This window comes from Thiomicrolovo immobilis (genome assembly GCF_039645955.1).
In the GTDB taxonomy this organism is placed as follows: domain Bacteria; phylum Campylobacterota; class Campylobacteria; order Campylobacterales; family Sulfurimonadaceae; genus Thiomicrolovo; species Thiomicrolovo diazotrophicus.
Map to the genome: position 1 here is coordinate 1,061,270 of NZ_CP147916.1, position 15,980 is coordinate 1,077,249.

Sequence of the window (15,980 nt, forward strand, 5' to 3'; positions counted from 1 at the left end):
TAGTAACTGTATCCATGAAGATGGCATGATTGCCTAAACGCTACAGGGCAAAGGGAGAGTCTATGGGAACGGAGAAAGCGCCAAAAAAGATTTCGCTTGCTTTATCGGGCGGCGGCGTGCGCGCCGTGGCCCATCTGGGGGTCGTCGAGGTCCTGCAGCAGCAGGGGTATGATATTGCCGCCGTCGCCGGCAGCAGCGGCGGAGCCCTGGCCGGGGTGCTGCTCTGCGACGGCCGTACCCCGCGGGAGGTCCTGGAGATCTACCGCGAGCTCCGGCGCATCGACCTTGTGCGCCATTTCCGGCAGGGCGGGGTGTTCGCCCTCAAGGGGATCGAACGGCTCCTCTCGCACCACCTCTCCGTGACCCACATCGAGGATCTCCAAACCCCCTGCGTCATCGCCGCGACAGACCTGACGGCGGGGACGATCCGCTACTTTGACCAAGGCCCCATTGCCAAGCTGGCCGCAGCCTCCTCGTCGCTCATCCCCTTCTTTGCCCCCGTATCCTACGGGGGGATGCGCCTCGGCGACGGCGGTTTCATGGACAATATGCCGGTGCGGGCCCTCAAAGCGAAGGGCCTGCCCATCCTCGGCATCAATGTCAACGCCATCCTGCCCCAAGAGCCGAAAAACGTCATGCAGACGACCTACCGTGCCCTCATACTGATGATGGCGGCCAACGTCGAGGCGTCGAAGCATTTTGCGGACGCCTATTTGGAAGTGCAGGGGTGCGCAGAGATGAATATCTTCGATACATCGAAGCTCGATGATGCCTTTGACGCGGGGCGGCGCGAAGCGGAAGCGGCGCTGGAAAAGGGACTACTGGATCTTGCGTAGCAGGGCGTCGAGCCCCCGGGTGGGCAGCAGGCGTTTGAAAAGCGCGAGCAAGGTCGTCGCGCCGGTAATGTGGTAGCGCGGGGCCGGGCGCTCCGCCTCCAGGGCCCTGATAACTTTACGGGTCACGGCGTCCGCATCGCGGGTGAAGCGGTCCTTCTCCTCCTTGTTCGCTTTGCGCTTGTACACCTCCTCCTGGTACACGTCCGCAAAACGGCTCTGCGCCGTGTCGACATTCTTTTCAAACATTTTGATGGCGTTGTCGCGGAAACGTGAGCGGATCGGGCCCGTGTTGAGGGTGACGACGTGGACGCCCGTGCCCTCCAGCTCCAGGCGCAGGGTGTCGCAGAGCCCCTCGATGGCGTACTTGCTGGCATTGTAGGCGCCGCGGAAGCGCAGCGAGACGAGTCCCAGTACCGAACTGTGCTGCAAAATGCGCCCGTACCCCTGAGCGAGCATAAGGGGGAGGACGCGGCGGGTCAGCTCGTGCAGTCCGAGGACGTTCGTCTCGAACTGTTCGCGCAGGGCGAAGGTCGGGACGTCCTCGAGGGCGCCGGGCTGGCCGTAGCCTGCGTTGTTAAAGAGGGCGTAGAGGGTGCCGCCCGTCTGCTCCAGGACCCATTTCAGGGCCGCGTCGATGCTGTCGGGGTCGGTGACATCGAGCTGGTGGGCATTAAGCCCCTCCGAGATAAGCCTGAGAACATCTTCCTGGGCACGCGCCGTGGCAAAGACGTCATAACCCTGTCTGAAAAGCGTCAGGGCCGTTTCATAGCCGATGCCGCTGGAGCAGCCGGTAATAAGGATGGATTTTTTCATGGCGCCATTATAGCCTGCCTCCGTGAAAGGGGGCGTATGGCGCGCAGGGGGGATGATGGATAGTTAGCCGTGGTAGATGTGGTGGCAGTTATGGCACTTGTATTTTCTTTTTCTGAACAGCAGGTACTTCTCAACGAAGGTACGCTTGAGCCGTAAAGCTTGTCCCGCACCGCAGACAGGGCAAACCTTTTGTGTAAACGCTTTCACAATTTTTACCTCTGAAAAATTTTATTCTCTCTTCATCGCATCAAGATGGCAATTATATCAGACATATCTATGATATTCTTATTATAAAATAACAAAAATAATAAAAGGTGTTTATGATCATCTGTCACTGCGATCTGCACTTCGAACTCCCCTATGTCCACTCTCTCAAGGGACGCCGCAGCATCACGAACAGCATCAAGGAGCGGTTGAAGAGCTTCAACGTCTCCGTCATGGATATCAGCGGCGAATACCCAAAAGAGGCCGACATCGCCCTCATTTTCCTCTCCCCGGACGCCCGGGCCGCGGCGCAATACCGCGAGGCCATCGAACAGATGCTGGAGCGCCACTTCCCCGAGCTGCAATACGGCATGGAGTATGACGAGCTGTAGTCACGCTATAATGGGAGGTAAAAGTTCACCAAAGGATATGACTATGGCCGACAAACCGCTCTCCGAACTCGACGAACGCGAACCGGAGCTGGATGAATCCAGCGACTATGAAAAACCGCTCTCTTCGAACAAGCGCACCTGGATCCTCAGCGCCTTCGCCATCGCGATCATCGTCTACCTGCTCTATAACATCCTGATGTCTTCGTTCTAGGGAACCATGCTGACCATTTCCAACAATGTGAGCCTCAGCGAGGATGAGATCGAGATCGAGGCCATCAGGGCCCAGGGCTCCGGCGGGCAGAAGGTCAACAAGACCTCCGCGGCCATCCACCTGCGCTTTGACATCGCCGCCTCCTCACTGCCGCCTTTTTACAAAGAGCGCCTGCTCGCCCTCACAGACAGCCGCATTACCAAAGAGGGGATCGTCGTCATCAAGTCCCAGCAGCACCGCAGCCGCGAACAGAACAAAGAGGAGGCTTTGGAGCGTTTAGTAGAGCTGATCAAGAGCGTCAACGTCTCCAAAAAGAAGCGCATCGCGACCAAACCGACGAAGGGGTCTGTCAAAAAAAGATTGCAGTCGAAAAAGAAACACGGAGAGAAAAAAAAGCTGCGAGGCAAAGTCGCCGACTGAACTGCTGAAAGCGCGCCAATCGCATTCTAATAAAAGCGCGGGAACAGGGAGTCTGTCATTTGAAGTGCCGCTCCCGCTTCACACGGCAGCGGTGGGAGCCTCTGTGCTCCCATGGGCGGTATGTTTGGCCCAGGCGGTGCATACGGTGCACCCTTTAGTAAGATGCCGAACTCCCGAAGGGGCATATGACCTCTCAGTGTGTCGCGAGCCCGATTTAAGCGGCGCGACGTATCCAATCTCTGGAGCGAGGTTGCCCGGCATCTTGTCTGTGAAAGGCGAAGTGACCGCGGTCACATCTGGTGGCGCTGCACTGTCATGCGCGCCGAGCTCTATTGGCTGCTTCGACCCGGCTTCACCTTGACTCAGAAAAGCATCTTACTTCGCTTACCCGATCCTTCGTCGCGTTTCAGCCCATACCCCAACTCTGTATTAGGGGCGGCATCCTCTTGCGACGAGGGACCCAAAACCGCCAATAAATTCGTTTGATTCATTGGCTTCCTTTGCGGTACCTTGTTAAAGATCTCTAGTACGTACTAGAGTCATGATAACTCCTAAAAAATAAAAGCAAAATTAAATGGAGAAGGTCGTTTCTGGAGGAGATAAAAAGGTGATACGGGGGAGGATGCGGGCACAGCGCGCCCGCGTAGGCGTTACTCGGCGAGCTTAGGCAGCTCGTTGGAGAGGATCTCCAGGTTCGGCAGCATGATGATCTCGATGCGGCGGTTGAGGGCGCGCCCCTCCGGCGTCTCGTTGGTCGCGCGGGGGTGGAACTCGCCGAAGCCAGCGGCGGAGACGTTGTCGGCGGAGACGCCCTCGTCGATCATGAGGTGGACGACGCTGAGGGCGCGGGCGGTGGAGAGCTCCCAGTTGCTCGGGAAGCGCGCGCTCTTGATGGGCACGTTGTCCGTGTGCCCCTCGACCTGGAAGCGGCGGTCGGGGAAGGCGGCGAGGGCCTTGGCGATCTGCGCAAGCGCCTCCTGGCCCGCTTTGTTGACCGTAGCGCTTCCGCTGGCGAAGAGGACTTCATCGGGGAGGTTGATGACGATGCGCCCCTTCTCGATGGAGACGGTCAGCTGCCCGCCGTCGATCATCTTCTGCAGCTCTTTGACGAACTGTGCGTAGATCTCGTTGCGTTTCTGCGTCTCGGCCTCGATCTGCTTCATGGTCTCAAGCTGCTCCTGGGAAGCTCCCAGCTCTTTGCGGGCCGCCTCAAGGTCCTGCTGGAGCTGCAGCTTGCGCATCTCCATCTCGCTCAGCTCGACGTTGTTGAACTCGATCTGCGACTTGCCCTTGGCGATCTCCTCGCGGTCCTTGGCGATCTGCGCCTGGTTGCGCTCAATCTCGTCGCGCTGGTCCTTGATGGTCTGCTGCGCGGAACCGAGCTGCACGCGGGTCTGGTTCAGCTCCTGCAGCGTCGCCTCGTGCGTACTCTTCATAACACAGCCGGAACTGAGCAACATCACTGCCGCCATCGCGGCCACCGGAATCAGTTTCATAATGGGGACTCCTTTTTGACAAATGGCCGTCATTATAACCGAAGAGGGGAAATAGCACCCGCAAATGGAAACACCCCCTTCCTACGCCGTTCCAGGGTAAGAAATGCTGTAAAAATGGCGAAAAACAGTGCGGAAAAGCGACCTTTGATGAAGAGAATACGAACAATGCAGCGTCATGCGGCGGCTTTCAAAGAGCGCTCAGTGCCAATTTTCGATTTTATTGAATGCGCTTCGACGAGTCGAAGCTCTTTTTTTGACGTTAGCTTCGGTTTGCCGAAGCGCATTAATCAATAGGCTCAGTGTCGTTAAGCGTGCCGTGAAAGCCGCCCTGAAGGCATAAAGCCGAGAAGGGCGAGCGATTCGCGCAACGACGATTTTCTTTTGGTTCTTTTCTTATGAAAAAGAAAAGAATGAATAGAGTGTATTCCTTTGCCACATTTTTAGAAAAAGTAGCGCAAAGAGCGGTCTTTCGCAAATCGCTCATAGGCTTCCGGGATGGCTTATAAGGAATGCTCAAGGCCAAGCCCCAATTGATTGGATGCGCTTCGACTCGTCGAAGCTAATATGAAAGTACAAAGCTTCAGGGACTGAAGCTCGGCTCGGTTTTGTTTAAACTTAATATAACATTTATAGTTATATTACGATAGAATTATTGCATGAAAAAGCTCCAGGAACTCTACAAAGGCGACAAGCCCCGCGAAAAACTGCTGGCAAAAGGTCCCGCTACCCTTAAGGCGTATGAGCTGATGGCAGTGTTGCTCGGCAGCGGGGTTCCGGGCAAGGATGTGCTGCAGCTCTCCAAGGAGATCGTAGGGCTCTTTGATGCCTCTTTCGAATCCCTGACGCTCGATGACCTTACTTCCATCCATGGCATGGGCGAGGCAAAAGCCGCGCAGATCCTCGCCGCCGTCGAGCTCTCCCGGCGTTATCTCATCAAGCAGCATGTCAAAATTACCTCAGCTGCGGATGTCTACGAACTGCTACGCGAATACGGGGCCAAAAAGCAGGAGTATTTCATTGCCCTGGCTCTGGATGGAGCCTCGCACCTTATCGAGAAGCGCGTCGTCTCCATCGGGACCCTCAACCAGTCCCTCGTGCACCCCCGAGAAGTCTTCGCCGATGCCGTCGCGGACCGGGCGGCGGGGATCATCGTCGCCCACAACCATCCCGGCGGGCAGCTCGCCCCGAGTCGGGAGGACGTCGCGGTTACCCGGCGCCTCAAGGAGGCGGGGACATTGTTGGGGATAGAGCTGCTCGATCATGTTATTTTGACCAGAGACGGGTTCCTTAGTCTGAGAGAAGAGGGGATGTTGTGATCAATCTAAATATATCTAATAAGATATTATTTATATCCTATAAGGCATAATCATGAAATGGGAAGTGGTCTTTTTTACAGATGAGAACGGCTCAAAACCGGTTTATGAGTGGATTCTCTCTCTGGAAGAAAAGACCAAAACAGTTGTATTGAGAAATTTGGATCTCTTGGAGCAGTTAGGTACAGGTATCCGAGAGCCATATGTAAAACACCTGGAAGAGAAACTGTACGAAGTCAGGGCGAAAGATCATAAAGGTATCTACCGGGTTATCTATTTTGCACACACCGGTAGACGATTTGTCTTACTACATGGTTTTGTGAAAAAGACGCAGAAGACACCCAGAAAAGAGATTGATATTGCCAAACAGCGCATGAAGGAGATGATAAAATGAGTGAACTCCAGGCATTGATCAAAGAGCAGTTGGAAAATGAAGAGTTTAAACGTGAATGGGAGCGGCTTGAACCTCGTTATCAAGTCATTAGACAACTGCTGAAACTCCGCATCAAGTATGACCTGACGCAGAAGCAGTTTGCGGAAAAGGTCGGAACGACACAGGCGGTCATTTCACGCATCGAAAATGGCAATGTCAATATCGGGATTGATTTTCTTGAACGTGTGGCCAAGGCGTTTGGGAAAAAAGTCGAAGTGAAGCTGATATGAGCACCATGCCGGACCCCAGACAAAGAAAGAACATACGCTTCGGATTGAGCGTTGCCATTGTATTGAAACAGGACCAGGATACCGGTCGACTGACAGACGGCACCGTCCGCGACATCCTCACCAAAAGCGCCACGCACCCGCACGGCATCAAAGTGCGGCTGATGAGCGGCGAAGTAGGGCGGGTGAAAGAAATTTACGGGTAGCAGTGCCGCGATCAGAAAGTTTGAAATAATGAGGATTGATGGCGCAAAAGGACTGGAACAAAGTACTCGGTATATTTTCTGAAAAGGCACCGTAGTATATAGAGTCTATTATTGCATCCGATGAGCTCTCTGTTCCTAGTCGCAATCTGCCGAACCCTGTCTATTTCCACGAACACGCTAAATAATATGGCCTGTCCCCATTTATCATTTACCCTATTTACTGCTACAAATTTTCAGTGAAAAAGTTAATATTTATTGGATACAGATAGAATAATATGACCTATTTAGCGTATGATGGAGAAAATGAATGTCAGATTCGTATCAGAAGTATATAGATACTTCAAAAGCTGATAAAGTAAAAGATGCTTCAAAACTTTTCATGCAAGTAGAATCTAAAGGCATTTACTCGCTTATTTCTAACTTTGAGTTTTTGAAACAGCACGACCCTGTTTTCTATCAGTTGGCATCTGCGGCGGAACAGTTTTTTGCAATGGATCCCAACACTACCATTATGAAACTTCGTCAACTCTCAGAAGCCTTCGCCAAAGACATTGCATCGCGTTTTAACATCCCTTCCTATTCATACAATAACCAAAGTGAGCTCATTTATCAGATCGACCGCAAGATCAATTTGGATTCAAGAGTTAAAGACATTTTTCACAAGCTTCGAAAAGATGGGAACAAGGCTGTTCACGAATTTACATTCGGCGACCACAAACAAGCGATCGGTGACCTACAACTTGCACATAAACTAGCTGTTTGGTACCACTTGACTTTTGGAGAAGACAGCAGCTTTGTCGAAGAACCTTTTAGAGTTCCGGAAGATCCTTCTACGGCACTACAGCAGCTCGAAGATGAAAAACATATTCTTACAGCCAAACTGACGGAAGCCAACCAGGCTTTAGAAGAGAGTCATGAGCTTACAGAACTCATAGCAAAAGAGGCCAAAGCCCAAGACGCCATAGTTGCAGAGATGCAAGCTGCTAAAGAGAGCTACGAGAAGATCATCGCTGCCAACGAAGCCGAGCTTGAACAGGCACGTCAAACGTTTGAGGCCAAGATTGAAGAGCTTGTCAAAACAGAAAAAGACCAAAAAGAGGAAAGAGAGCTTCAGCAGACGTACAAGCGTAAAGCCAAAAGTGCTGCAGGCAAACTTCATTTGACAGAAGATGAGACCCGAGAGCTGATCGATCTAAAGCTGATCGAGGCCGGCTGGGAAGCTGACACAAGAGGACTTGACTACAGAAGAGGAGGGAGACCGGAAGTCGGTCATAACAGAGCCATAGCGGAATGGCCATGTTACAACCCGCATACCAAGAAGAACACCAGGGCTGATTACGTCCTGTTTATCGGGCTTAAACCGGTCGGCGTTGTCGAAGCCAAAAAGTTTGGCAATGACGTAGCAGACGACCTCCGTCAAGCCGAAGAGTACAGCAGAGACATCAACCTGGACAGCGTCAAGCAGATCGCTAAAAACCAGGACGTCCAACTTGAGCTAAAAGAGTGGCCGATAGACGCTACAAAAGATGAGACGTATAAAGTCCCATTGGCGTATTCGACAAACGGGCGTGAATATCAAAACCAGATCAAGACAAAAAGCGGCATCTGGTTTCGTGACCTGAGAGTTCCTGAAAACAAATCAAGGGCCTTGAAAGGGTGGCAAACTCCTGAAGAGATCGAACAGTTGTTGGCCCGTGATGAGGTTAAAATCATCGAAAAGATCAAAGAAGACCAATGGGGTTCTTTGTCGCTGCGGGATTATCAGCAAAAAGCTGTCCACAAAGCCGAAGAGGCCATTATCGCTAAAGAGCGCAAGATCTTGATAGCTATGGCAACGGGGACCGGAAAGACACGGACAGTTATCGCATTGATGTACCGTCTTTTAAAGGCGGGCTTTTTCAAACGTATCCTCTTTCTGGTAGATCGCGGCGCACTCGGTGAACAGGCGCAAAACGCTTTTGGCGAGATCCGTCCGGAAGGCAATCTGACGTTTGAAGAGATCTATGACGTCAAAGAGCTGACGGACAAGATGCCCGACAGCAAGACAAAGGTCCATGTAGCAACGGTCCAGTCGATGGTCAAACGGGTTTTGGCATCGGATGAGACGATTCCGGTCGGACGGTATGACTGTATTATCGTAGATGAAGCACACAGGGGCTACACGCTCGACAAAGAGATGACCGAAGGGGAGATGGAGCTGCGTGACTTCAACGAGTATGTCTCTGCTTACAGGCAAGTCCTTGACTATTTTGATGCGGTGCGCATAGGGCTTACGGCAACGCCCGCGACGCATACGGTTGAGATCTTTAATTCCCCGGTCTACACCTATAGTTATCGTGAAGCGGTTGTCGACGGCTGGCTGATAGACAGTGAGCCGCCCTACAGCTTTGACACGCAGCTGAGTAAACACGGGATTCACTTCAAAAAAGAGGATGAGGTCGAGGTCATCAATGTCATCGGTGAATCACGTACTGAGATCCTGGACGATGAGATGGACTTTGAGATCGAAGACTTTAACCGTAAAGTGCTCAACAAAGAGTTCAACCGTGTTATCTGTGAGACGCTTGCACAGGATTACCTCGACCCAACCGGTGAAGAGAAGACCCTGATCTTCTGTGTCTCTGATGCCCATGCCGATGTTGTCGTAGAACAGATGAAACTGGCTCTGGACAAGTTCCACGGTCCCCAAAAAGACAAGACCGTTATGAAGATCACCGGCTCCATTCGTGAACCTCGCGGAGCGATCAGGGAGTATAAGAACGAACGCCTGCCAAATATAGCGGTTACGGTTGACTTGTTGACGACCGGTATCGATGTGCCGGAGATCACCAACCTCGTCTTTTTGCGACGGGTCCGTTCCCGTATTTTGTATGAGCAGATGAAAGGCCGTGCTACGAGGTTATGTCCGGACATCAACAAGGACATCTTCAGGATTTTCGATGCCGTGGGTCTCTACAAAGTCCTTGAAAAAGTGGACACGATGAGACCGATCGTTCAGACGGTCAGTGTGCCGCTTGAGCAGTTGATCGATGATCTGAACAATGAGAAGTCATATGAGTACAGTGGCGACGCCTATGGCGAGTCCGGTAACAAGACACATGCCGAAGACGTGCATGAACAAGTCATTGCCAAGTTCCAGCGCATCGTGCGACGCACGGAGAAAATCGACGAGTTCCCGGAGGCAAAAGAGGCCTTTACGCTTTTGGATACCTTGACAAACGACAAGCTGAGCTGTACATTTAACGAACTTCCGAAAAAGCTAAAAGAGATAGGCCCGAAAGAGACGGGAGTATTTTTTAGAGAAAACCCCGATATCTTCAAGTTCATACTCAACCTGCGTTCAGGCCTGAAGATCAGCTCCTCGGATATCGTTATCTCGCTCCATGAGGATGAGTTACTGGAGACCACGCGGGGGTATGGTGAAGACAAGGACGGTAATGCGATTCTGGCTCCGGAAGACTACCTCGAAAGCTTCAACACCTTCATAATTGAGAACAGGAACAAGATCGCTGCACTTGAAGTTGTCATGACCCGGCCGAGAGATCTGACGCGTGAGGACCTCAAATCACTGCGTTTGATGTTAAGTGAGCACAACTTTAGCGAAACACATCTGCATGAGGCATGGAAAGAGGCCAAAAATGAAGATATAGCCGCTACAATTATCGGCTATATTCGCTCGATGGCACTTGGATCGCCGCTTGTCTCTTATGAAGAGCGGGTAACATCCGCTTTGCAGAAGATCAAATCATCGCAAAAATGGACGCCAAACCAGGTGAGATGGCTTGACAGGCTGGCGGAACAGATGAAACAAAACATTATCATTGATGAAGAGGCTTTGGAGAGTTCCCCTTTCAAAGAGAAAGGCGGCCGTAAAGCCATTGACAACCAACTGAACCATAAACTCGATGAAGTCCTCGACGACTTTGCCACGTACATGTGGGCATAACAGCATAAACTATAGGAATTTGAATGAACACAAACGATATCGTCAGTAAACTCTGGAATCTCTGCAATATATTAAAAGATGATGGAATTACCTACCACCAGTATGTTACCGAGCTAACCTTGTTGCTTTTTTTGAAAATGGCTAAAGAAACGGGCGTCGATAAGCGTTTGCCTGAAGGTTACCGTTGGGACAATCTGACTGACAAAGATGGTGTTGAACAGTATCATTTTTACCGTGAACTACTTGTTGCATTGGAAACTGCTGCCGATTCACTTGTGGCAAGTATTTACCAGGGTGCTAATACCAGTATCCGCGAACCAAAGCATCTTACTCAACTTATCGACGATATTAACAATTTAGACTGGTACGGTGCCAGCCGTGAAGACCTTGGAGATATGTACGAGGGACTTTTGGAGAAGAATGCATCGGAAACCAAATCAGGTGCAGGCCAGTATTTTACGCCCCGTGTTTTGATTGACTGCATGGTTGAAATAATGGACCCAAAAGCAGGTGAAGTGATTCAAGATCCTGCTGCTGGGACAGGTGGCTTTTTACTTGCCGCCGACCGTTATATCCGCGTAGCAACTGATGATTACTTCGATCTCAATGAAGAGCAGATCAAGTTCCAAAAAAATAATGCTTATGTTGGAATGGAATTAGTTCCAGATACTCACCGCCTTGCATTAATGAATACAATGCTACATGATTTAGAAGGTGGTAAAGATGGTGTGATTCGTCTAGGTAATACACTTTCAGCTGAGGGGCAGAGCCTCCCTAAGGCAAATGTTATTTTGTCCAATCCACCTTTTGGCACTAAAAAAGGCGGCGGCTTACCAACTAGAGATGATTTTACTTATCCAACTTCCAATAAACAGCTTGCTTTTTTACAACATATCTATAGAGGGCTAAAAGAAGGTGGGCGTGCTGCTGTCGTATTGCCAGATAATGTTCTTTTTGAAGGTAGCACGGGCAAGCAGATACGTCAAGACCTAATGAACAAGTGTAATCTGCATACAATCCTCAGGCTGCCGACGGGAATCTTCTATGCCCAAGGAGTTAAGACAAACGTGCTCTTTTTCGAGCGGGGCAAGACAGATATCGATAACACAAAAGAAATATGGGTTTATGACATGCGTGCCAATATGCCAAAGTTTGGCAAGCGTACACCATTGACTCGTAAACACTTTGATACGTTTGTAGAGGCCTATCAAGCAACCCCAAGAGTTGATGAAGGTGAGGAGGGACGCTTTAGATGTTTTTCTCGTGGGGATATTGCCAAGCGGGACGATAGCCTTGATATTTCGTGGCTTAAAGACGAGAGTCTAGAAGATTCAACAACACTCTCAGAACCAGATGTATTGGCTATAGAGGCGAGAGATGAGCTATTTGCTGTAATCAACGACCTTGAGGAGTTATTAGCACAATTAGGTGTTGAGGTGGAAGGGTGAGTTTACCAAGCGGATGGACATTAGCAACACTTGGCGATTTGGCTAATTACATAAATGGGCGAGGATTCAAAAAATCTGAGTGGAAAACAGAAGGTACTCCCATTATTAGAATCCAAAATCTTAATGATGAGAATGCAGCATTCAACTATGTTGAAGAAGATTTCGAAGAGAAATACAGAGTAAAAAATGATGACTTACTAGTCGCTTGGTCTGCTTCACTAGGAGCTTATATTTGGAATCGTGGTGATGCTTGGTTGAATCAACATATTTTTCGAGTAGAACCATTTAGTATTGTAAATAAACAATTTCTCTACTATGCAATATCTGAATCAATTAATGAGTTATATCGGAAAGCTCATGGTATGGGTATGGTTCATGTTACAAAAGGTACATTTGAAGCCCATGAAATTCCATTGCCTCCTCTCAATGAACAAAAACGTATTGCTGATAAGCTCGACAGATTAGTAGCACAGGTTGATTCCGTTAATAAACGCGTAAATAATTCTCCTACTTTTATTAAACGCTTCCGCCAGTCTGTCCTCGCCGCTGCGATTTCGGGGAAACTGACTGAGGAATGGAGAGAAGAGCATAACGTTAATTTTGAATGGGATGAAGTTACTATCAATGATGTTGCCGAAGTTGCAACGGGTAAGACACCATTAAAATCTGAAACATCTTATTATGAAGGTGGGGAAATTCCTTGGTTGACTAGCTCAGTGACTGGAAGGCCCTTCGTGCGCAAAACTGAAACATATGTAACTCAAAAAGCCATTGATGAATGCACATTAAAAATATTTGAGCCAGGTACATTACTCGTAGCGATGTACGGGGAAGGAAAAACACGAGGTCAGGTCACAGAATTGACATTCCCTGCAGCAATCAATCAAGCTTGTGCCGCACTTATCATAGATAAAGAAAAAGTCGAAAAAGCTTATTTAAAAATAAGACTCCAAGAAAACTATGCTGAAATACGAAAACTTGCCGAAGGTGGAAATCAACCAAATCTTAATCTTAGCAAGGTGCGGTCGATAACCGTTCCACTACCTACAAGAGATGAACAAAAAGAAATCGTTTCACGTGTTGAATCCTTTTTCACTGTTGCAGATGCCCTCGAATCTAAAATAGATGTTGCCAAAAAACGGGTCGATAAACTCAACCAAAGCCTCCTTGCCAAAGCCTTCCGCGGTGAACTCGTCCCCCAAGACCCCAACGACGAACCCGCCGAAAAACTATTGGAACGCATAAAAGCCGAGCAGGAAAAAGAGCAACCAAAAAAAAGAGCGAAACGGGTAAAAAAAGCGAGTGATTCGACTAAAGACCTGTTGAAAATTTTAGAGAAAGAAGATGGAGCAATATCTGCTAAAAAACTATATAGTTTATCGGCATATGGGGATGACTTCGACGATATAGAAAAGTTCTTTGCGCAAATACAACAGCTTCAAACTGAAAAAAAAATAGATGTTGAGCGACGTGATGATGAAGACTGGATTAGTTTTTGTGTGGAAGGTAATGTATGAAAATAGAATCACTCGAAATTAAATCGAAGTTTAAAAACCTTAATAATATTAAAATTGATTTTAATACTGAACATTTTATGACTGTAATTGTCGGTCGAAATGGTTCTGGAAAATCTAATGTCCTTGAAGCATTGGTGTCTATATTTAGAAATTTAGATCTAGGTGAATCTCCTCTATTTTCTTATGAAATTGTATATAGCTTAGAAGGTGATGGTCGGCAAAAAACTATTAAAGTAATTGCTGACCACACACAAGAAACACTGAGTAAACAGTACAAAATTGAATATTCTACTGATCGCACAACTTGGACTAAGGTTGCAATATCGAAAGTCAAACGAGATAAGGAAGGTCAATCAGTTTATCTACCGCGACATGTATTTGCATATTATTCTGGCCCTAGTGATCGTTTAGAAAATTATTTTATAAAACACCGTTCCGACTTTTATTACAAATTACTAAAAAATCAACTTGACATACAAGGTGAAATGCGACCAATGTTTTATGCAAAACCTGTGCACAGCCAATTTGTACTTTTGGCTTTTTTCCTTGATCAAGAAGATACCGAAGGAAAGGATTTTCTAAAAGACTATATGGGGATAGAAAGCCTAGAATCTGTACATTTTATTTTAAGAAAACCAGGCTGGGCTAAAAAGGAAAATGAAAACGACATTTTTTGGGGTGCAGACGGAGTAGTAAGACAGTTTTTAGATAAATTATTACCCCAGGCATTGGCGCCAATAAAGGTCAATGGGGAAGAAAGCTCAGGGTTTTTGGCTAAAAAAGGTAGTAATGAATTTTTACACCTAAAAATACCAAGTTATGAGAAGCTGATGCAGGTGTCTGACGGCTTAAGTGTTGATCATTTTTTCAAAATGCTTGAAAGTACCCTTCTCTCGGAATTGCTTGCTGAAGTAAGAATACATGTTAAGGTGAAGAATGTCGATGAAGTTTTAAGTTTTAGAGAATTGAGTGAAGGTGAACAACAACTCTTGACTTTACTCGGCCTTTTGAAGTTCACTGGGGGCAAGGACTCATTGTTTTTACTGGATGAGCCAGATACACATCTAAATCCATCATGGACAGTAGATTATTTTAAATTTCTAGAACAATTTACAGAAAATAAAGAAAGCACGCAAGTAATGCTTGCAACACATCATCCACTAGCAATTGCAGAGTTAAAAAAAGAGCGTGTAAAGATTATGTGGAAAAATGAGGCCCAAAAGGTAATGGCTTCTGAACCATTAGAAGACCCGATTGGGATGGGTTATGGAGGTTTATTAACAAGTGAATTATTTGGTCTTCGTTCTGATCTAGATTCAAAAACTTTAAAGTTATTAGATGAACATGCAATATTATTGGCAAAAGATGATTTGACTCCAATAGAAAAAGAACGTATAAAAACGCTTAAAGATGAACTTGACAAGTATGGTTTTTTAGAAGCTTATTCAGATCCATATTTTTCTGCTTTTGTGAAAGCGTGGAAAAATAGAGAAGCAAAAACGATAAAGCAAAGGAGAACACTTTCTCAAGAAGATCTAGCCAAGCTGTCTAGTATGGCAGATGATATTTTGGCTGAGATTGAGGCCGAAGAGAAAGACGTATAATGCATTATATTGATTTGGATTTAGTTGAATTAGAGTTACCAGATGATTGGGAAGAAACAGTCGATGATGCAAATGAATATGTGGCAGAAAAGATACAAAGTGCTGAAGAAAGTGCAAGAGTTAAGGCCGAGGATGAAGGTTTAGAGGGTGAAGAAGCGGAAGCATACATTCAAAAGGCAAAAGACAAGGCTAGAAAAGCAGCTATCAGTTATAAAAATATCTGGTCTAGTTTAAGTGCTATTTTGTCTAAACAGTCAAATGGAAAATGTTGGTATTGTGAAACAAAAGAAAATAGATCAGATAATCCAATTGATCATTTTCGACCTAAAAATAAGGTAATTGAGTGTGTAGGGCATCCTGGTTATTGGTGGCTAGCCTTTGATTGGAAAAATTATCGATTTGCCTGTACTTATTGTAATTCACGTCGTATTGATGTTAATACAGAAGGTGGAAAACATGATCATTTTCCATTGTTGCCACCAGCTATATGGAACCGATGTGAAACTGATAACCATACTGAATATCCGGCGCTATTAGACCCATGTGATATAGATGATTCCTCACTTTTGACATATAACATAAATGGATCAGCATGTGCGATCACTGATGATGAAAATGCAGAAGAGTATGTGAGAGCTAGTACATCCATACATTTATATCATTTAAATCAAATTGCTACAAAAAGAGCAAGAAAAAGTATATATCAAAGCATTAATAGACTTGTTAATGATACAAATCAATTAATAGATAGAGGTATAGATGCGAATCGAGAGCAAATCAAATCAAATAGAAAAAAGCTTATGAATATGGTAAGGCATTCATGTCCCGATACACAATTTAATTCTGCAGCTAAAACTTATTTAAGAGGCTTTAGTGAAAATAGTTGGGTCATGGATATATTGCAGAGGGTGTAA

15 protein-coding genes are annotated in these 15,980 nt (G+C 47.3%); 13 read left to right on the plus strand and 2 right to left on the minus strand.

Translation table 11 applies throughout. From position 1 onward, the window contains the following. Window positions 1-62 precede the first annotated feature (62 nt). A complete protein-coding gene (locus tag WCX72_RS05480; protein WP_231021076.1) occupies window positions 63-836 on the plus strand; it encodes a patatin-like phospholipase family protein in 774 nt (257 codons plus the stop codon). On the opposite strand, the gene WCX72_RS05485 is transcribed toward WCX72_RS05480, so the two are convergent. Further along, window positions 819-1,649, minus strand: coding sequence for an SDR family NAD(P)-dependent oxidoreductase (locus WCX72_RS05485; protein WP_231021077.1), 831 nt, complete (start codon window positions 1,647-1,649; stop codon window positions 819-821). The two genes, WCX72_RS05480 and WCX72_RS05485, sit on opposite strands and share 18 nt — an antisense overlap. A 320-nt stretch (window positions 1,650-1,969) precedes the next feature. Here WCX72_RS05485 and WCX72_RS05490 point away from each other — a divergent pair, with 320 nt between their 5' ends. Genes WCX72_RS05490 through arfB form a run of 3 tightly spaced genes read left to right on the plus strand, consistent with a single transcriptional unit; the run spans window position 1,970 to window position 2,876 of the window. Continuing rightward, the gene (locus WCX72_RS05490; RefSeq protein WP_231021078.1) at window positions 1,970-2,245 is read left to right on the plus strand and encodes a DUF503 domain-containing protein; all 276 of its coding nucleotides are present in this window, start codon (window positions 1,970-1,972) and stop codon (window positions 2,243-2,245) included. A 43-nt stretch (window positions 2,246-2,288) separates the two neighbouring features. Then, window positions 2,289-2,456 carry a hypothetical protein gene (locus tag WCX72_RS05495; protein ID WP_231021079.1) on the plus strand — a complete coding sequence of 56 codons (168 nt, stop codon included), beginning with the start codon at window positions 2,289-2,291 and terminating at the stop codon, window positions 2,454-2,456. Between the two features lie 6 nt (window positions 2,457-2,462). Then, window positions 2,463-2,876, plus strand: coding sequence for an alternative ribosome rescue aminoacyl-tRNA hydrolase ArfB (gene arfB, locus WCX72_RS05500; RefSeq protein ID WP_231021080.1), 414 nt, complete (start codon window positions 2,463-2,465; stop codon window positions 2,874-2,876). Between the two features lie 650 nt (window positions 2,877-3,526). Here arfB and WCX72_RS05505 read toward each other — a convergent pair. Then, on the minus strand, window positions 3,527-4,372 hold the full coding sequence (locus WCX72_RS05505; protein ID WP_231021081.1) for an OmpA family protein: 846 nt from the start codon (window positions 4,370-4,372) through the stop codon (window positions 3,527-3,529). 656 nt (window positions 4,373-5,028) lie between these two features. Here WCX72_RS05505 and radC point away from each other — a divergent pair. From radC to WCX72_RS05550, 9 genes are all read left to right on the plus strand, one after another. After that, on the plus strand, window positions 5,029-5,688 hold the full coding sequence (gene radC / locus WCX72_RS05510; RefSeq protein WP_345971318.1) for a DNA repair protein RadC: 660 nt from the start codon (window positions 5,029-5,031) through the stop codon (window positions 5,686-5,688). 52 nt (window positions 5,689-5,740) lie between these two features. Beyond that, window positions 5,741-6,079: a type II toxin-antitoxin system RelE/ParE family toxin gene (locus tag WCX72_RS05515; RefSeq protein ID WP_345971319.1), complete on the plus strand. Its 339-nt coding sequence runs from the start codon at window positions 5,741-5,743 to the stop codon at window positions 6,077-6,079. After that, window positions 6,076-6,348: a helix-turn-helix transcriptional regulator gene (locus WCX72_RS05520; RefSeq protein ID WP_345971320.1), complete on the plus strand. Its 273-nt coding sequence runs from the start codon at window positions 6,076-6,078 to the stop codon at window positions 6,346-6,348. Before WCX72_RS05515 ends, WCX72_RS05520 begins: the two co-directional genes overlap by 4 nt. A gap of 5 nt (window positions 6,349-6,353) precedes the next feature. Next, entirely contained in the window at window positions 6,354-6,551 is a 198-nt protein-coding gene (locus WCX72_RS05525) for a YwbE family protein (protein WP_345971523.1), read from the plus strand. 307 nt (window positions 6,552-6,858) lie between these two features. Next, a complete protein-coding gene (gene hsdR / locus WCX72_RS05530) occupies window positions 6,859-10,497 on the plus strand; it encodes a type I restriction-modification system endonuclease (RefSeq protein ID WP_345971321.1) in 3,639 nt (1,212 codons plus the stop codon). A 23-nt stretch (window positions 10,498-10,520) separates the two neighbouring features. After that, a complete protein-coding gene (locus WCX72_RS05535) occupies window positions 10,521-11,945 on the plus strand; it encodes an N-6 DNA methylase (protein ID WP_345971322.1) in 1,425 nt (474 codons plus the stop codon). After that, window positions 11,942-13,462 carry a restriction endonuclease subunit S gene (locus WCX72_RS05540; protein WP_345971323.1) on the plus strand — a complete coding sequence of 507 codons (1,521 nt, stop codon included), beginning with the start codon at window positions 11,942-11,944 and terminating at the stop codon, window positions 13,460-13,462. The genes WCX72_RS05535 and WCX72_RS05540 overlap by 4 nt, the downstream gene beginning before the upstream one ends. Next, window positions 13,459-15,066 carry an AAA family ATPase gene (locus WCX72_RS05545; protein WP_345971324.1) on the plus strand — a complete coding sequence of 536 codons (1,608 nt, stop codon included), beginning with the start codon at window positions 13,459-13,461 and terminating at the stop codon, window positions 15,064-15,066. Before WCX72_RS05540 ends, WCX72_RS05545 begins: the two co-directional genes overlap by 4 nt. Then, entirely contained in the window at window positions 15,066-15,980 is a 915-nt protein-coding gene (locus WCX72_RS05550; RefSeq protein WP_345971325.1) for a hypothetical protein, read from the plus strand. The genes WCX72_RS05545 and WCX72_RS05550 overlap by 1 nt, the downstream gene beginning before the upstream one ends.